At 50.9% G+C, this 19,166-nt stretch carries 14 protein-coding genes; all 14 read left to right on the forward strand.

Annotated elements, in window-relative coordinates; translation table 11 throughout:
* Positions 1-8 precede the first annotated feature (8 nt).
* The 14 genes from tssM to ACH5Y9_RS22790 all read left to right on the forward strand — a co-directional run bounded on the left by tssM (position 9) and on the right by ACH5Y9_RS22790 (position 19,127).
* Positions 9-3,557, forward strand: coding sequence for a type VI secretion system membrane subunit TssM (gene tssM, locus ACH5Y9_RS22725; RefSeq protein ID WP_445367683.1), 3,549 nt, complete (start codon positions 9-11; stop codon positions 3,555-3,557).
* Positions 3,554-5,101, forward strand: coding sequence for a type VI secretion system-associated protein TagF (gene tagF, locus ACH5Y9_RS22730; RefSeq protein ID WP_445367684.1), 1,548 nt, complete (start codon positions 3,554-3,556; stop codon positions 5,099-5,101). Before tssM ends, tagF begins: the two co-directional genes overlap by 4 nt.
* Before the next feature lie 716 nt (positions 5,102-5,817).
* Positions 5,818-6,849: a type VI secretion system protein TssA gene (tssA, locus tag ACH5Y9_RS22735; protein ID WP_445367685.1), complete on the forward strand. Its 1,032-nt coding sequence runs from the start codon at positions 5,818-5,820 to the stop codon at positions 6,847-6,849.
* A 45-nt stretch (positions 6,850-6,894) separates the two neighbouring features.
* Positions 6,895-7,425, forward strand: a complete 531-nt coding sequence (gene tssB / locus ACH5Y9_RS22740; protein ID WP_445367686.1) for a type VI secretion system contractile sheath small subunit — start codon at positions 6,895-6,897, stop codon at positions 7,423-7,425.
* Positions 7,426-7,428: 3 nt separating this feature from the next.
* Entirely contained in the window at positions 7,429-8,916 is a 1,488-nt protein-coding gene (tssC, locus tag ACH5Y9_RS22745; protein ID WP_026603012.1) for a type VI secretion system contractile sheath large subunit, read from the forward strand.
* Between the two features lie 166 nt (positions 8,917-9,082).
* Positions 9,083-9,565, forward strand: coding sequence for an Hcp family type VI secretion system effector (locus ACH5Y9_RS22750; protein WP_033159220.1), 483 nt, complete (start codon positions 9,083-9,085; stop codon positions 9,563-9,565).
* 60 nt (positions 9,566-9,625) lie between these two features.
* Positions 9,626-10,432 carry a type VI secretion system accessory protein TagJ gene (locus ACH5Y9_RS22755; protein ID WP_445367687.1) on the forward strand — a complete coding sequence of 269 codons (807 nt, stop codon included), beginning with the start codon at positions 9,626-9,628 and terminating at the stop codon, positions 10,430-10,432.
* Positions 10,432-10,935 carry a type VI secretion system baseplate subunit TssE gene (tssE, locus tag ACH5Y9_RS22760; RefSeq protein WP_033159218.1) on the forward strand — a complete coding sequence of 168 codons (504 nt, stop codon included), beginning with the start codon at positions 10,432-10,434 and terminating at the stop codon, positions 10,933-10,935. The genes ACH5Y9_RS22755 and tssE overlap by 1 nt, the downstream gene beginning before the upstream one ends.
* Before the next feature lie 2 nt (positions 10,936-10,937).
* Complete coding sequence (gene tssF, locus ACH5Y9_RS22765) at positions 10,938-12,824, forward strand: type VI secretion system baseplate subunit TssF (RefSeq protein ID WP_445367688.1); 1,887 nt, start codon at positions 10,938-10,940, stop codon at positions 12,822-12,824.
* A complete protein-coding gene (gene tssG, locus ACH5Y9_RS22770; RefSeq protein ID WP_445367689.1) occupies positions 12,806-13,861 on the forward strand; it encodes a type VI secretion system baseplate subunit TssG in 1,056 nt (351 codons plus the stop codon). Before tssF ends, tssG begins: the two co-directional genes overlap by 19 nt.
* Positions 13,862-13,894: 33 nt before the next feature.
* Positions 13,895-16,588, forward strand: coding sequence for a type VI secretion system ATPase TssH (gene tssH / locus ACH5Y9_RS22775; RefSeq protein WP_445367690.1), 2,694 nt, complete (start codon positions 13,895-13,897; stop codon positions 16,586-16,588).
* Between the two features lie 103 nt (positions 16,589-16,691).
* Positions 16,692-17,276: a hypothetical protein gene (locus ACH5Y9_RS22780; protein WP_205451567.1), complete on the forward strand. Its 585-nt coding sequence runs from the start codon at positions 16,692-16,694 to the stop codon at positions 17,274-17,276.
* A 717-nt stretch (positions 17,277-17,993) separates the two neighbouring features.
* Complete coding sequence (locus ACH5Y9_RS22785) at positions 17,994-18,524, forward strand: putative adhesin (protein WP_205451566.1); 531 nt, start codon at positions 17,994-17,996, stop codon at positions 18,522-18,524.
* A 342-nt stretch (positions 18,525-18,866) separates the two neighbouring features.
* Positions 18,867-19,127, forward strand: coding sequence for a hypothetical protein (locus ACH5Y9_RS22790; protein WP_445367691.1), 261 nt, complete (start codon positions 18,867-18,869; stop codon positions 19,125-19,127).
* Positions 19,128-19,166: the final 39 nt, after the last annotated feature.

Below are 19,166 nucleotides of genomic sequence, written 5' to 3' on the forward strand. Positions count from 1 at the left end.
AATACCGCGTGGAACGGATAATCAGTTTTTTTAAAACAAAGTGGGTACTTGAACTGATCGGTATCGTGATTTTGTCGGTACTGATTTGGTTTATCGGGCCTTTAATCGCAATTGCCGGCAGTGTGCCGTTGGAAACCGATTTAAGCCGGATTATAACGATAAGCGTCATAGTCGGATGTTGGTTGCTTTACCGCTTGGTCGCGTGGCTACTATCGCGTAAGCGCGAGCAGCGTTTGATGGCCGATTTGGCTGGCGGCGCCGATGCAAACGATGCGCAAACGGCCTCCGCAGCCGAGTTGGATGTATTGAATCGCGGTTTCGATGAGGCTTTGGCTTTACTGAAAACTACCAGTGCTAAACAACACGGTCGGAAGCAGTATCTTTACGAATTACCTTGGTACGCCATTATCGGTGCGCCAGGCTCCGGCAAAACCACAGCATTAATCAATTCCGGATTACATTTCCCATTGGCCGAACGCTTGGGCAAGCATTCGGTAAAAGGCGTCAGCGGCACGCGAGATTGTGATTGGTGGTTCGCCGACGAAGCGGTGTTATTGGATACTGCCGGTCGCTATACCACCCAAGATAGCCATCAAGAAGTGGATGCTACCGCCTGGCATGGTTTCTTGCAGTTGTTAAAAAAATATCGACCACGCCGCCCTCTGAACGGGGTATTTGTGGCGGTGAGCGTCAGCGATTTAATTCAGCAGACAGAGGAAGAGTTACGCCAGCATGCCGCAGCAATCAGGCGGCGGATTACGGAACTTAATGCGCAATTGGGTGTGCAATTGCCAGTCTACGTGCTGTTCACGAAAGTGGACCTCGTAGCGGGATTTAGCGATTTTTTTGCCAATTTAACCGAAGACGAGCGAAGCCAGGTGTGGGGTGAGACGTTTATTCGTGCCGACAACGATAAAGAAGATCTGGCCGCTCACTTGGTGCAATTTGAAAAGGCCTATGACGAATTGACCGAGAGGTTGGTACAACGCCGTTTGAAGCGTATCCAGGAAGAGCGCGATGTGCAGCGGCGTACGGCTATTTTCGATTTTCCGCAACAAATGATGCTGTTCAAATCGGTGGCAACCGGATTTTTGGATGCCGCATTTGCCACCAATCGCTACGAAGAGCCTTTCCTGTTACGCGGCGTTTATTTCAGTAGCGGCACCCAAGAGGGTACGCCGATAGATAGAGTGATGGCGGCGTTGGCCTCAAGCTTTAGATTGGAAAGGCAAGCAACACCGTTAATGAGCGGGCGCGGTAAAAGCTATTTTCTGACTAAGCTTCTGAAGCAAGTCGTGTTTCCCGAAGCCGAATTGGTTGGCGTGGATCCAAAGGTAGAGCGGCGTTTTCGTTTGATGAACCTCGCCGGTTTCGCCGCCACCTTTGCGCTGGTGGCGATAGCGGTAGTGGTGTGGATGGTCAGTTTTGCCACGAATAAGTCGGCGATTGCCGATGTCGAAAAACAGGTAGAAATTTACCGAGCCAGTAATCTTGTTCCCACCGATTCGCGTTCCGGTTTTTTGGCCTTGTTGCCCAAGCTTAATGCCTTACAAGCCGCCAAAGACGTGTATACACAAACCGGCTGGAGCAGTGGTTTTGGTTTATACCAAGGCGACAAAATCGATTCAGCCATCGATATTGCCTATCAGCGCTTGCTTCGTGAAAATTTTCAGGCCTTGATTACGCTGCGCTTGAAAGAGCGTATGCAAAGCGATGAAGGCAAAAATCTGGATGTACTTTACCAATTATTGCGTGTTTATCTGATGTTCGGCGAGCCGCAACGGATGGACGCCAAGGTTGCCCAGCCTTGGGTGAAATTGGATTGGGAGCAAATGTTTGCCACCGACCCGGAGACCCAAGCCAAATTACAGTTACATCTGGATAATTTGTTGGCTTTGAATTTGGATCCGGCTGCTATCGACAACAGCTTTGTCGACGCAGTGCGTAATAAATTGACGCAAATTCCTCTGGTCAATCAACTTTATAGCCGTTTTAAAAGTGAGGCGCTGTTTGATCGCAGTCACGACATTTCGGTCGCCGGACAATTGGTGCCGAACGGCGGCCGAGTGTTTACCGCGAACGGCAAGGAATTGGATACGTTGGTGGTACCCGGTTTGTTTAGCAGTTACGGATATACGGAGCTGTTTCTAAAAAAAGGCATGGTTTACGTCAAGGAAGCCAGCGAACAAAATTGGGTGCTCGGCGTAAACGGCGCAAGTACGCCTGTCGAAATTGATCGTTTATATAGCGATTTCAAACGCCTGTATTTGGGAGATTACCAAAAGACCTGGGATAGCGTGCTGACGGCGGTTAAGTTCCGCCCGCAGCCCAGCAATAATCAGCTGGTAGATACGCTGGATCTGCTGTCGCGCCCCGATTCGCCATTGAAGCTTTTGTTGGAGTTGGTCGAAAAAAATACCGCGTTAAGCAAGCTCTCGTCCGAATTGGCCGATGCGTTGGCAAAATCCACCGGCGGAGCCTTGGCGGTTCCAGAGGCCGCTACCCAAAAACTGCTGGCGATGGCTAAACAAAGCGACGGTGGCGTCGATCCGGTCAAGGCATTGGAAACTTACTTCGAACCTTACAATATGCAAGTACGGGGCGCTGCCGACAGGCCTGCTCCGATCAATGCGACGATGGCGAGTATCAAAAATCTGCACGATTATCTGATGCAGATTGGGTCGGCACCCAATAGTGGCGGTCAAGCCTTGTCTACCGAAGCGGCGCGATTTGCCGGCGGCGGTGTTGACCCTCTGCAAGCAGCCAAAATGGAATTTGCCCGTTTGCCCGGTCCGGTTGCAGCCTCGCTGAATGCGTTGACTAGCACGGGCGGGCAACAAATCAAAACCGGCGCGAAAGGGCAACTCAACGAAATGTTGAAAACCGCGGTGACGATGCCGTGTAAAAGCGCTTTGGCCGGCCGTTATCCGTTTGCAAAAAATACTCAGCAGGACGTGTTGATGGCTGATTTCGGCAAAGTTTTTGCCGCTAACGGGATTGTCGATCAGTTTTTTAACGCTAACCTCAAGGCATTTGTTGATACTGCAGCGGTGCAGTGGCAGGAGCTTAGTTCGGATAAGGCTTTAGGCTTATCGGCAGCCAGTATTCGCCAGTTTCAGATTGCATCGAAAATTCGTGACGCATTTTTTCCCGGCGGCGGCGCGGTGCCGCAAGTGCAATTCGAGTTAAAACCCTTGGCCTTGGACGACAAAGTCAGCACCTTCAGGTTAAATGTCGAAGGCCAGGAGTTGGTTTATCGCCATGGCCCTGAGCAACTCACTAAGTTTCAGTGGCCCGGCACCAATAATAGTGCCGGGGTCAGAGTGGTGTTCGAAGGTTTGGACGGCAAACAAGTCAGCAAATCTAAGGAAGGGGCCTGGGCATTGTTCAGGATGTTCGACGAATTCAACATCCAACCCACTGGCCTGCCCGACCGCTTTAATTTGACCGTACAACTGGAAGGCTATACCGCGAAATTTGAGTTACGCGCGGCCAGTGTCAATAATCCATTTGGCATCAGCGAATATCAAAGCTTTCGTTGTCCGGAGTCACTATGAGTTCTATGGATGGGTTGAGCGTCGGCTTTTTCGGAAAAGTGCCGGGCCTTGGCGATTTTGTCAGTCGGCGGCTGCCCAGGCACTTTATCGAGCCATGGGACCAGTGGTTACAGGCGTCGATGCGTTCCAGTCAGGAAACATTAGGAGAGAGTTGGTTATCCTTGTTTTTGGTTAGCCCGCTTTGGCGCTTTGCTTTGAGACCTGGCGTGTGCGGTGCTAGTGCCTGGGCCGGAGTCATGATGCCCAGTGTGGATAGGGTCGGTCGCTATTATCCGTTGACGTTGGCGCAAGCCGTCAGTGAGGAGTCTTTGTTGTCATTGTTTTCGCCGGAATCGGCATGGTTTGCACAATTGGAAGACGCTGCGCTATCAGTGTTGAATGACTCCTGTGATCTGGACCGGTTTGATAAGGGGCTGATGGAAATCGGTTCGGCTGACAGCCTGACACCGCAGTATTTTCAAGCTGATTCTAGCGGCGGATTAGGGGTATCTAACGGCAAGCTCGCATTTCGTTTCGATTTGGAGGGGCTGGATCAGACGGATGTAGTGTTTCCGCACTTGAGTCAGCGTTTGTTGGATCGCTTTATGCCGGGTTACAGTATTTGGGCAAGTGAAGGCGGTCAGTCGAATCGCCCCAATCTGCTGATTTGCGAAGGCTTGCCACCTATCGATGCTTACGCGAGTTTTTTGCAGGGTATGCCGCAGGCTGGCAGATCTTGGCATGTGCAGAGCTATCGCCAAGACCAAAGCGTCAAAAAAATCGAGAGAGAGCCGAGCGCCTCTGCGGTAGGCGCAACGGCGAGCCAGGACATAACGCTTCCGAACTCGACAAAGTGGGCTTCCTACGGGGTTACGGTGGTCGGCAATAAGCGTAAGCACAATGAGGATGCTTTGCTCGATTGCCCGTCACTGGGGCTGTGGGTGGTTGCTGATGGCATGGGGGGGCATCAATCCGGCGATGTTGCCAGCCGCTTGGTGGTGGATTCTTTATCGACGTTGGAATTTACCGAAAACCTGGATAATCAGGTCGAAGCCGTTTCCCGCAAATTACATAAGATTAACGACGATTTATGCCGTTTTGCTTCGGGCATTCAGCAAGGCAGTATTGTCGGAACCACGGTAGTCGCCTTGCTGGCCAAGGGTGACCAGTGCGCGGCCATTTGGGCGGGTGATAGCCGCTTATACCAATTACGCCAAGGCGAGTTTACGCAGATTACCCGCGACCATACCTTGATCGACGAATTGATGGATTCTGGTGTGATGACCCGGGAAGTCGCGGCCCAGCAAGTGGGAGCGAATGTGATTACCCGCGCGGTGGGTGGGCAATTGACGCTGGCGTTGGATGTGCTGCGCTTTCAGGCTGCCGGCGGTGATCGTTATCTGCTCTGTAGCGACGGCTTGGATAAAGAATTATCGGAAGCCGAAATTGCGGAATTGATGGGCTCAGGCAGTTGCCAGTCGGCCGCCGAAGCCCTGATTAACCAAGCTTTGAGCAGAAGCGGTCGAGATAATATTACCGTATTAGTCGCCGAATTTAGTGGTTAAGCCGAAATCAGGATGCTGCCCTTACGTCCGGATTCTTGGGTCTCGGTATCTTTTGGAAGAAATACGCTTCAACAATCTTAAAAGCGCGTAGATCCATCAGATGGATGGTTGTGGTTGGTAGTGTCTTTGGGGAATGGCTGTCAACGTGCGCTTAGTATAGATAGACCCAAGATGTGAAGCAGCCGATGTGAGCATTCGGCGACGCTAGAACGCGAGATGCTTTTGCGCCACGAAACAATGGACGGATTTTTTCAATGGAAAACGGTATTTCCCCTCGCGGTAGCCAGGCACCGCAAGTACCGAATATCGTATCCGTTACGAAATATCGTGCCGACTTGGCGCTGCAATGGTGTGTGCATGTTGTGATTTAGCACGCCGTTTGAATTTTTAATTATGTTATATCAATGTCTTACGGTTTTGTAGGCGTAGGGTTCATGAGTTGGCATGTTAAATGATCCCGATGCCTTATCTATTGATGAGCAAATGCAACTTGATAGGTATAAGATTCCGCGACATTTAGGGTTTTTTAGTTTAAAGCGTGACATGAAAAACCGACTAGACTAATGCGAATTGGTTTTGGGCTTAATACAGGCGTAACAAGTCCGGGGCACTATAGAATTGGGTCGATTGTAAGAAACGGGGCGCAAGGCACAAGGTTTCGTTACCGTTTTTCAATCGGTTGATGTTAACAATTGGATTACCATAGAGGCTTAAAAATGGCGGATTTGTCCGGATTACTAGAACCTGTTTCGGCGGAGCAGCCTTGTGGTGATAACCTTGAGTATGACAATGCCAGGGTGGCATTGGACACCAATATCTTAGGGACCCCGGAAAATCAGTTTTCTGGCGAGAAGGCGTTGCCGCCTAACTGGCGCGAGGTCTACAAGGAGGCTTTGGCGTTATTGCAGCGTTCCAAGGATTTGCAAGTCATTTTGTACTTGATCCGGACACTGATCAATGTTGAAGGTTGGAGAGGTTTTCGCGATGGACTGAGCTTTCTGGAAGAGTCCTTGACCCGTTATTGGGATTCCATACACCCTCAACTCGATCCCGACGACGGCATGGATCCGACGTCGCGAATCAATATTTTGGAAGAGCTTGCCAGCTTCGACCTGATAATCAGGCCTCTAAGTTTGGCGGTGCTGGTCGAGTCGAAAGCCATCGGCAGGTTTTGTTTGCGTGACATTCAGTACGCAACCGACCGGCTGGAAGTGCCCAAGGGCATGACAAAGCCAGACAACGGCGCTATCAACGCGGCTTTTCTGGATATGGATGACGCGGCGTTAGCTGATAATTATCAGGCATTGGTCGACAGTATCAAGATCGTCGAGCGGATCGATGCTTTCGTCAACGAAAAAGTCGGAGCCAGTCAAGGCGCGGTATTGACGCCGTTGAAAGCTTTACTGAAGGAAGTCAGGGATGATTTCGATCATTACGCGGGGTCGCGGTTGTCCAACGACGCCGAGACTGAGGCAAGCGACGATGGCGGCAGCACTGAGGCGGGTGATGAGGTAAAGCCCGTTAAATCCAAAGCGGTGAGCGGCGCCATTGAGTCGCGCCAAGATGTGGTGAGAACGTTGGATGCGCTTTGTAAATATTATGCGGACTACGAGCCGTCTAGCCCCGTGCCCATTTTGTTGCGTCGGGCCAAGCATCTGGCAACTGCAGATTTCTTGGAAATCGTCCAAAACTTAATGCCGGATGCGCTTTCCCAAATAAGTGCGATAAAGGGTCCCGACCCAAGTTAGAAACTGATTTTTGGTAGTCCTTCTTAATGTCAAGCGGAGAATACAATGGCTGAAAGTAGTCAGAAGTTTATACAACGAAACCGGGCACCCCGGGTACAGATTGAATACGATGTTGAACTCTACGGTTCCGAAAAAAAGGTGCAGTTGCCGTTCGTGATGGGCGTCATGTCAGATTTGTCGGGTAAACCAGCCGAACCTTTAGCACCAGTGGCGGATCGCAAATTGTTGGAAATCGATGTCGATAATTTCAATGATCGATTGAAATCGATGAAACCACGGGTCGCATTCCAAGTTCCCAATACCTTGACCGGCGAAGGTAATTTGAATGTCGATATCACCTTTGAAAGTATGGATGACTTTTCTCCAGCAGCGGTTGCCAAAAAAGTGGCGGGCTTGGATAAAGTCTTGGAAGCCAGAACCCAGTTGTCCAACTTGATTACCTATATGGACGGTAAAACCGGCGCGGAGGAATTAATCGCGAAGTTAGTTAACGACCCCGCGTTGCTACAAACCTTGGCGGCGTCAGCGAAACCGGCGGAAGCAACTGGTGATGCCGCTGAAGGAAAAGGGGAGTAAGCCATGGCCGAATTAGAAACCCAAGGCGGACAAGGCGCAACCCAAACCCTGGAGTTGGACGATTTTTCCGCATTATTGTCCAAGGAGTTCAAACCAGGCACCGAGGCAGCCAATCAGGTCAATACCGCAGTAACAACGTTGGCGCAATATGCGTTGCAGGATGTTTCCAAAGTATCCGACGATGCCATAAAAACGATCCAGTCGATTATCGCCAGCCTGGATCAGAAAATCACCGAACAATTAAATCTCGTCATACACCATCCCGATTTTCAAAAACTGGAAGGCGCCTGGCGCGGCTTGCATTACTTGGTCAACAACACCGAAACCGACGAAATGTTGAAAATTCGGGTGTTGAATATCACCAAAAACGAGTTGGGTAAAACCCTGAAAAAGTTCAAAGGTACCGCCTGGGACCAAAGCCCGCTGTTCAAAAAACTGTACGAAGAAGAATACGGCACGTTTGGCGGCGAACCCTTCGGTTGCTTGGTCGGCGACTACCATTTCGATCACAGTCCGCAAGATGTGGAATTGTTGGGCGAGATGGCAAAAATCAGTGCCTCCGCGCATACCCCGTTCATTTCCGGTGTGGCGCCATCGGTGCTGCAAATGGAAAGTTGGTCCGAATTGGCCAATCCGCGTGATTTGACCAAAATTTTTCAAACGCCGGAATACGCGGCTTGGCGCTCGTTGCGCGAGTCCGAAGATTCCCGTTACCTCGGTTTGGCTATGCCGCGTTTCCTGAGCCGTTTACCTTATGGCTCGAAAACCGATCCGGTCGAAGAGTTTGATTTCGAGGAAGATACCTCGGGCGCCGATAGCAGTAAATATACGTGGTCTAACGCTGCTTACGCGATGGCAGTCAACATCAATCGCTCGTTCAAATATTACGGCTGGTGTTCGCAGATTCGCGGTATTGAATCCGGTGGCGCAGTGGAAGGATTACCGGTGCATTCGTTTCCGACCGACGAAGGCGGCGTCGACATGAAGTGCCCGACCGAGATCGCCATTACCGACCGCCGTGAAGCGGAATTGGCCAAAAGCGGTTTCATGCCCTTGTTGCACAAAAAAAATACCGATTTCGCCGCATTCATCGGTGCGCAATCGCTGCAAAAACCGGCTGAATACACCGATCCGGATGCCACCGCCAACGCCAACTTGGCTGCGCGCCTGCCGTATTTGTTTGCCACCTGCCGGTTTGCGCACTATCTGAAATGCATCGTTCGAGACAAAATCGGCTCGTTCAAGGAGCGCCAAGACATGCAGGCGTGGTTGAACACCTGGATCAGCCAATACGTGTTGACCAATCCAGCAGTGGCCACCGAAAAAGACAAAGCGCGTCGGCCATTGGCCGGTGCGGAAGTGGTGGTCGAGGAAGTCGAGGGTAATCCTGGATATTATCAATCTAAGTTTTTCCTTAGACCGCACTATCAGTTGGAAGGGTTGACGGTTTCCTTGCGACTGACATCTAAATTACCGTCGCAAAAAGGTTAAGTCCTATTCGTTGAATAAGGCTAGGAAGTACGCTATTTGCCGGGGCAGCAATACGAAATTCCCGGCAGTGGCGGTTAGTCGTTTTATATCCCGGCTTGCCGGAGCTGTAAATCTGTGGGTGGATGCCCGTTTGTATTTTTATCACTAACTTCGAAAGGAGAGCACTATGATCTTATTAAAATTCGCGACCGAAATTAAAGGCGATAGCACCGTAGCCAGCCATACGGACTGGATTACCGTAGACAGTTTGCAAATGGGCGTAGGTCGTGCCATTTCGACCAGCGGCGTCGGCAAAGACCGCGATACCAGCAATCCTTCGTTTTCCGAAGTCACCCTGACTAAAAGCATGGACATCGCGTCCGTCGACCTGTGGATGCAGTCCATCTGCGGCAAAAGCTTGGGTACAGCAACATTCCATTTCATCCAAACCGGCGGCGCGGATGCCAAGGGTCAAGTGTATCTGGAAATCGAACTGGCCGACGCTATCATCAGCGGCTACAGCCAATCCAGCGGCGGTGACCGCCCTCACGAGAGCATATCCATCAACTTCAACGAAGTTAAAATGAAGTACAACACTTTCGGCGAAGGCGAAGCACCAGCCGCCGGCGCATTCAAAGGTTGGAACTTGATGAAAAACGAAACCGTGTAATCGCCGACCCCGGTGGAACCAACACCACTGGGGTTATTTTTGCACTCATCGGAGAATCGTATGCAGGACGTTTCACGTCTTATCGCCGAAGGCGAGCTGGATGCGGCATTGCAGCAAACCCAGCAGTACATCAGGAAAAATCCGGCCGATCCTAAATCGCGGATCCTGCTGTTTCAGCTGTATTGCGTGCAGGGCCTGTGGGATAAGGCGCTAAATCAACTTAATGTGTTGCGCGACTTGGATGCCTCCACCTTGTTGATGGTTAGTACCTACGAACAAGTTTTACTCTGTGAAGCATTACGTAAGGACGTGTTTGCCGCACGCAAAACGCCGCTGATTTTTGGCGAGCCGCCAGCATGGTTGGCTTTACTGTTAGAAGCGCTAATACGGGAAAACAGCGGCGATTTTCAGCAGGCCGTGGCATTACGAACTGAGGCCTTACAGCAGGCGCCGGCTACCGCTGGAGCGTTGGACGGTACACCGTTTGAATGGTTAGCAGACGCTGATAGCCGTTTGGGACCGGTGTTGGAGGCCGTCGTCAATGGTCGCTACTACTGGGTGCCGTTTATGCAGATCAGCAAGATACAGCTGGAAAAACCCACCGATTTACGCGATTTGGTATGGATACCGGCGCAATTTACCTGGATCAATGGCGGCGAAGCCAGTGGCTTGATACCTTGCCGTTATCCGGGTTCGGAAGCCGACTCGGACGCTCGCATCCGCCTGTCCCGTTTAACCGAATGGAATGAAGTCGCAGACGGTTTAATGCATGGCAAGGGACAGCGCCTATTGGCTACCGACGTCGACGATTACGCGCTGTTAGATGTCCGTACTATTGAATTCAATGCGCCGGCAGGGCTGGAATAATGGCCGATTTACTGCACGCGGAACGTCTCCAACCGTCCTTGCTGGATCGGTTGACCGACGAAGCTCCCGACAAACGCGCGGAAACCCGCGAGCAACGTGTCATGTCTCTGCGCCAGTTGCGGCAGAGCGTATTGCGCGATTTAAGCTGGCTGCTGAATACCGCAGCGTTCGAGAGCATGGTCAATTTGACCGACTATCCGTTTGTGGCTCGTTCCGTATTGAATTACGGGACACCGGTCTTGTCCGGCGTTTCGCTGACCGGGATCGACGTTAAAAAGATCGAACGTAAAGTCCGGCAGGCAATTAACGATTTCGAGCCGAGAATCTTGGCGGACTCGCTGTCGGTAGAATTGGCAAAAGCCGATGATCAAATGAATCACAAGGCGTTGTCGTTTCGTATCGAAGGCGATTTGTGGGCGCAGCCGTTGCCGATACATTTATACATTCGCAGCGATCTGGATCTGGAAACCGGCGAAATCAGCGTCAAGGAACTGGACGGTTAACCATGGATCCCCGGCTGCTTAAATACTATAACCGCGAGTTGCAATACGTCCGTGAAGTAGGCGCGGAGTTTGCCGCAGAGTTTCCGAAAATAGCCAATCGCTTGGGCTTGGATACTTTCGAATGTTCCGACCCCTACGTAGAACGCCTGTTCGAAGGCTTCGCCTTTATGGCGGCTCGGGTGCAATTGAAGGTCGATTCCGAGTTTCCCAACTTTACCCAGCAATTATTGCAGATTATCTATCCGCACTATTTGTCGGCTACGCCATCGATGACGGTGGTGGAGATGAAACCCGATTTTGCCGAAGCGGCTCTGGCAGACGGGATCACGATAGCCAAGGATACGGTGTTGCGCAGCCAGATCGCCAGAGGCGAACAAACGGCCTGCGAGTACCGTACTGCGCAAGACTTGCAACTGTTACCGTTGCAGATAGGCCAAATTGAATATCTACCGAGTCTGGCTGCCGTGTCCAGTCGCGGCTTGACGGCCAAACATTTTCGCGGACCGGTCAAAGCGGCCTTACGTATCGTCTTGAATAGTGTGGGCGGTTTAAAGTTCAACGAAATTGCCCTGGACCGGCTGCCGTTGTTTCTGCGCGGTGTCGGCAATATCCCGTATCGCTTGTACGAACAACTGTTGGCAAATGTAAGCGGCATTGTCGGCAGTTTCCATAACGGGGTCTCGACGGAAATTCGCACGCTGTCTGCTGGCGGGGTACGCGGTCTGGGCTTCGAACCGGACGAGGCTTTACTCAGACAGACGCCGCGCTCGTTCGACGGTTATCGAATATTGCAGGAATATTTCGCATTCCCGGACCGTTACCTGTTTGTCGAACTCGGTGGACTGGGAGAGCTAGCAAGTAACTGTGACAGTGAACAGATTGAGTTGTTCGTGCTATTCGACCGCAGCGAACCGCAACTGATTAATGTGTTGGATCAGAACAATTTGGCCTTGTTCTGCGTGCCGGCTATCAATTTGTTCCCTAAACGTGCCGACCGGATCCATATCGACCAGCGTCAGTCTGAATATCACATCGTGGTGGATCGCAGTAGGCCGATGGATTATGAAGTGCATAGCGTCAATGAAGCCACCGGTTTCGGTGCCGATCAGGAGAGCGAACAGGCCTTTCTGCCTTTTTACGGTTCTAAAGCGTCCTACCAGCACGCCGGGGAAACTGCGTTTTTCAGCTTACGGCGAGTGAATCGCGTGCTGTCTTCAAATCAACGTCGCAAGGGAGTGCGTTCCAGTTATATCGGCAGCGAAGTTTTTGTGTCCTTGGTCGATGCGGCCCAGGCGCCGTATTCCGGCAAGTTGGCGCAATTGGGGCTGGATACCTTATGTACCAATCGTGATTTGCCGCTGGTGATGCCGGTAGGCCAAGGTGATACCGATTTTACCTTGCAAGTTAGTGCACCGGTGAAATCGGTGCGTTGTATCGCCGGCCCGACCCGGCCGCTGCCGGCTGCGTATGAGGCGGATACCGTGTGGCGCCTGATCAATCATTTGTCGCTGAACTATCTGTCGCTGCTGGATACCGATGCCAAGAGCGGTGCGGCGGCATTGCGTGAATTGTTGGGCCTGTATGCCGACCAGCGCGAACCGGCCATCAAGAAACAGGTTGAGGGCGTGCTTTCCGTGGCTTCAAAAAATGTGGTCAGACGCATCGATGCAAAGGGGCCGATGGTGTTTGGGCGCGGCTTGGAAATTACCGTCATGCTGGACGAGTCGGCGTTTGAAGGTGGCGGCTATTTTCTGCTGGCAACGGTATTGGAGCGGTTTTTCGCTCGGTATGTATCGATCAATTCTTTCGTCGAGACGGTGATACGTACCAGCGACCGCGGTGAAGTGGCGCGTTGGCCTGCGAGGATGGGATGTCGCCACACGATTTAATCGGTGAATTGACGAAGGATGCGTCGCGCTTCGATTTTTTCGAGGCGGTGCGTTTAATCGAATGTCTGAATAGCGATAAGCCTCGTTTCGGGACCAGTGTAAAAGCGGCTGACGATGCGGTGCGTTTTTCCCAGGAGCCGGAACTGGAATTTCCTGCTACCGCTGTCGATTACTATTCGCCGGGCGGGACGGGTTTGGGTAAACCGAGATTGGCCGTCAATTTTATGGGTTTGTTCGGTCCCAACGGCCCGCTGCCGCTGCATTTGACCGAGTACGCCCGAGAGCGGCAGCGCCACCATCACGATCCGACCTTTGCTCGTTTTGCCGATGTTTTTCATCATCGCATGATTAGTTTGTTTTACCGGGCCTGGGCCAACGCCCGCCCGGAAGTGCATTACGACCGGCCGGATACGGATCGCTTCGGTTTTTACGTGGGTGCCATGCTGGGTATTTCCGGGGCGCCGTTTCAGAACCGGGACGCACTGACCGACCGAGGCAAATTGTTTTATGCCGGGCATTTTGCCGCGCAGACCAAACATCCTGGGGGTTTACAGGCCATTGTCTCGGATATTTTTAAAGTGCCGGTCCGCGTCGCCGAATTTGTTGGCGAATGGATGGACATTCAACCCCGTGAGCAAACTCGTTTGGGCTGGAGCACAGACACCTGTTCTCTGGGGAGCTCTGTTGTGATCGGCGCTAGCGTTTGGGGTTGCCAGCATAAGTTTCGTGTCGTTATCGGGCCGTTGCGCCGTAGCCTATATTTGGCCTTGCTGCCGGGCGGGGCGTTATTGCCCAAGTTGGTGGCCATCGTCCGCAATTATGTCGGCGACGAAATGGTCTGGGACGCACAATTGATTTTGGAAAAAGCCGAAGTACCGGAAGAGCTGGCCTTAGGAAAACCCGAAACGACCGGCGCGAATAGTATGAACGGCGATGCGCAATTGGGTTGGAGTACTTGGTTGGGACCGCGCCGCGGTGCAGGCGATGCCGATGATTTAACGCTTAATCCGTTTATACAGGCTGATGCTGCCTGCTGAACCACACTTAAACTTTAGCGAGGAATAACCACCATGGCGGAAATTAGCCGAGTCAAGTTGTTTGGGAAATTGAACAAGGTTTGTTACAAAGCCGTCGAGGGTGCGACGGTGTTTTGCAAACTAAGAGGCAACCCCTATGTCGAGTTGGTGCATTGGTTAAGCCAACTGCTACAACTGCAAGACTCCGATTTGCACCGCTTGGTGAAGCATTACGGTTTGGATGCCTCGGTGATTGCCAAGGACGTGACTAACGCGCTGGACCGCTTGCCGCGCGGTTCTACGGCTATTTCCGATTTTTCGCCGCATATCGAGGATAGTGTCGAACGCGGCTGGGTCTTCGGCACATTGTTGTTCGGTGAGTCTCAGGTGCGTAGCGGCCATTTATTGGTCGGTATGTTGAAAACCAAATCCTTGCGCAACGAGTTGCTGGGAATTTCCAAAGAGTTCGAAAAACTCAAACCGGATACGGTTTCCGACGAGTTGCCGAAGATTGTGTCCGGTTCACCGGAAGACGGCTTGGTTGCCAATGATGGTTCGCTGGTAGGCGCTACGCCCGGCGAAGCCAGCGGTGCTATCGCACCGGCAGCGATGGGTAAACAGGAGGCGCTGAAACAATTTACCGTTGACCTGACCGAACAGGCGCGTAACGGCAAAATCGATCCTATCGTGGGCCGTGAGGAAGAGATTCGGCAGGTCATCGATATTCTGATGCGCCGCCGGCAGAACAATCCGATTCTGACCGGTGAGGCCGGTGTCGGCAAAACCGCAGTCGTCGAAGGCTTTGCGCTGAAGATCGTCGCCGGCGACGTGCCGCCGTCATTACGCGATGTGAGCTTGCGGACTTTGGATGTCGGCTTGTTGCAAGCCGGCGCCAGTATGAAAGGCGAATTCGAAAACCGCCTGCGCCAAGTCATCGAAGAAGTGCAAGCCTCGCCAAAACCCATCATTCTGTTTATCGATGAAGCCCATACCTTGGTGGGTGCGGGCGGCGCGGCAGGTACCGGCGATGCCGCCAATCTATTAAAACCGGCGCTGGCACGCGGCCAATTGCGCACCGTCGCGGCCACTACCTGGGCGGAATACAAAAAACATATCGAAAAAGACCCGGCCTTGACCCGACGTTTTCAGGTCGTGCAAGTGCTGGAGCCGAGCGAAGCAAAAGCCATCGGCATGATGCGCGGCGTGGTCTCGGTGCAGGAAAAACATCACCAGGTGTTGATTCTGGATGAAGCGCTGGAAGCGGCCGTCAAATTATCCCATCGCTATATCCCGGCCCGGCAATTACCAGATAAGGCTGTCAGCTTATTAGACACCGCCTGTGCCCGAGTCGGCATCAGCCAACACGCGGTGCCCGCCGAAGTGGACGACTGTCGTAAACGCATAGAAGCCTTGGAAACTGAGTTGGCGATTATCGGCCGGGAAAAAGCCGTCGGTGTCGAAGTGGCTGCGCGGGAGCAAGTAGCTAACGAAAAATTGGCTGCCGAACAGGAGCGGCTGGCTGGTTTGGAAGAGCGTTGGAATGCCGAGAAGGAATTGGTCGGCAAGATTTTGGAATTGCGCGGCAAACTCAGATCGGCTGGACACGCTGTCGATACAGCCGAACCGGCGGAAGGCGATGCTGGTAGCGAAGCCAATGATCGCGACGCTTGGCTGACCGAATTGAAAGCCTTGCAGGCTCAACTCCACGCACAACAAGGCGAGTCGCCGCTAATTTTGCCAACCGTCGATCAGCAGGCTGTAGGCGCTGTTGTGCAAGATTGGACCGGCATTCCGGTTGGCCGGATGGTCAAAAATGAAATCGAAACGGTACTGAAGCTGCCGGATTTGCTGGAGCAGCGCATCATCGGTCAACGCCACGCACTGGAGATGATCGCCAAGCGCATCCAGACCTCGCGCGCAGGCCTGGATAATCCGAACAAGCCCATCGGTGTATTCATGCTGGCTGGTACTTCCGGTGTGGGTAAGACCGAAACCGCGTTGGCGTTAGCCGAAACCTTATATGGCGGCGAACAAAACGTCATCACCATCAACATGAGCGAATACCAGGAAGCGCATACCGTTTCCACCTTGAAAGGCGCACCTCCGGGGTACGTCGGCTATGGTGAAGGCGGGGTGTTGACCGAAGCGGTGCGCCGCAGGCCTTACAGTGTGGTATTGCTGGATGAAGTCGAAAAAGCTCATCCCGACGTGCACGAGATTTTCTTCCAGGTGTTCGACAAAGGCTGGATGGAAGACGGCGAAGGTCGGGTGATAGATTTCAAAAATACCTTGATCTTGCTGACCACCAATGCCGGCACCGACCTGATTGCCAATTTGTGCAAAGACCCGGATTTAATGCCGGAGCCGGAAGGCATTGCCAAGGCTTTGCGCGAACCGTTGTTAAAAGTATTTCCGCCAGCCTTGCTTGGACGTTTAGTCGTTATTCCTTACTACCCTCTCAACGACGAAATGATAGGCGCAATCGCCCGGTTGCAATTGGGCCGAATCAAAAAGCGCGTCGAAGAATCGCACAAAGTCCCGTTCAGTTACGACGACGAAGTCATCAAACTGATTGCCAGCCGTTGTACTGAATTGGAAAGCGGCGGACGGATGATAGACGCGATCTTGACCAATACCGTGTTGCCGAAGATTAGCGAGGAGTTTTTAACGCGGATGATGGAAGGCACGCCGATTGAGCGGGTGCATGTCAAGGTCGAGGATGGCGAGTTTGGGTATGGGTTTTCCTGACACCTTAAGTTGGTCTGATGCTCCACTCGGGGCCATAGATGACAAAGTTTAAGGGGCTCGTTGTAGTTTTCCGAATGTTCAATTTTAAGTAGAGGATAAAATCATGGCGGTCAGTAAGAGCATTGCGGAAGCGGCGGTGAGCGGTATTAATATGGATGTGGCGTCCGCTTTGGCAGGTTATTTCGCGGGTCATAAAGACGGCAAACATCGTTCTAAGACTTTGGCGATGGCTCATAAAACTGGAGCTGCACGAGTTACGTTTTTCCAAAAAAAAGTAACTCGTTCAGTTAAGACAGGGGAAAAGGAAGAGGTTGTTATAAAGAAGGGGTGGCATGGCACTTCCACCGAGGAGATTGTCAAGGTGCCTATTATGACTCCGCAGATTTTTTGGGAGGATCAGAAAGAGGAAGACGAGCAGCAACTTGTATCGTTAGCGCTTAAAAGTTCGCCGTCGCCGACCTACTATAAGCATGTTACGTATCCTGATAGCAGGTTTCATTTCGTAAGTCCGTTACCCAGTTTTGTTAAGGCTTATGAAGTGATACTAGGAAATGGAGGGAGTAAATCTATTGCCGAATTAGACAGGCTTAGCATAGTAATTATTGTGGGTCAGGGGACGAATCATCGGATAGTAACTGTGATGGCTGAGTCGTCGGTTGATGTTGCGAATTGGCAAAAACTTGTTTGAAATTTAAATATCGCTTTTTAGATTAGGTTCGAATCCTCGGTTGCGAGTTGGTTATTTGATTGTATTTTCATGCCTAAAGAGTGGCTGCTAGTGAATTAATACGGGCTGTCGGAAAACAGAGTAAAAGGTTGTTTAGAGAGTCTGGAGTGAAATCAATTTTTACAAGAAAATATAGGCCATAAAAAATTGATTTTAAATGCGCGTTTAAAGTTGATATGAAGAATTGATTTGATGATGGTTTGGCTTGTTTTTGGGGTATTTAATAATACGGAAGAGTGATTTTTGAATTATTCAGATGGGCTATTTTTTACGGCGTATTTGTTTGGTAAGTGGTTGAAAGACTATTTGTTAAAAGTAAGTTAGGATGCAAAATATTTGCAATTCCGAGTATTGGCTCAGGGTGTAGGGAAGCAGGCAGCATTAAAATTAGATGGGTCAATTGGCAGGCTTGTAACGCTAGACCCAAAATCGAGATTAGTGTCGGTTAATAATCTAGCACCCGGGGGGCTCAAACCCAGGTGAGCTATTTGGAACGGCTTGTTAATTTATAGTCGAATAGAGCGCGTTGATATTGTGTGAAAAATCTGCTTTAGGTTCCAGTGTCCGACACATCGGATGCGTATCCGTTGCTCAGTCCTTGTCGCTGGGTTTGTTACAAATGATTGAAGCTTTTAGATCATTAAACTATTTGCTCAATAAAAAATAGGGGAGTTGAAAATGAAATATTTTATGACAGGGCATGGTGGTTGGACTGTGTCGGATGGATACTTTGATCTGCCAAAAGGAACAACCGTTAAGTTTTATACTGAGAATGCAAAGCTCATGCTTTCGAGCGATGTTTATAAAATTGTCAATGGAACCTTTAAAGGTAGTCCAACGAACATCGTAGGTGAGTATCGTAGCTGCCAGAATATGACGCTGTATCCCGATGATGCAGAATATATCGGACCAACTGATGCTGCATTGGCTCAAAATCCGGATTCTGCCAATTGCAGAGTCTATCGAGTTACCGCAGCGAAGAAACTCAAGGATATTGTTAAGGACTTGGCTGGACATGAAATTATCTGGTGTTGCTGTCGAGACCTAAGCCTACGCGCCAGTGCAACTCAAGTTTACGACCCCAAGCTAAAGCAATTTGTCCCAGGTGTTGGCTCGAATTTGGCGACAAAATCTGGGATTAACGCCGGTGTCGAATTGGATACGGGGAAGTTCCTAAATTTCAATAAGGCTACGTGGAATTGGGATTAAATTTGTAAATAGAGATAGCGGTAACGCTTGCAGCGTATATAAAGACACAATTCTGGGGAATGTATTTTCGTAATTGTGGCCTGCGCGGTCCATATTTAGTTATCCAGGTCATTATTTTGTCATTATCACTCCATGCAAGAAAACCGTAAAAATCCAAGATTCCCGCTTATCGGGAGTAATGGCTAAGGGGTTCTAAGAACTGAAGGTCCGAGTAGTGAAACGTATTCGAGGAGTCATTCCTTCGAATACGTTAACGCTATTCTGAGCTACGAGAGCTTTCGCCTATTTTGACAATTTAAAAAAGTCTGGGGTACTTCACAATGATAATCTCTGTAAGTAAAGATGACTCAATTAAATTCAGTCAATGATTTGCGGGAATATATTAAGGGGCTGGGGGAGTTTCGGGCTCGGCCTATTATTGCCGTACAGCATCCGACTTTGTATTTGGATCAAAGTCAAGGAGCTATGATTAAATGTATACGGGAAAAGGATTGTTTGTTTTCGCCTTGTAAAAACAGGGTGGAGCCGCATGAACAAATGGGGCTTTTATTTTCGGCTGAATGGAATCATTTAAAAGATCGGATCACATTAAAACGTAAATAGAATAAAGATAAGTCGATTGATATTAACTGGTTATTGGCG

It is taken from the genome of Methylomonas sp. BW4-1 (genome assembly GCF_052474385.1).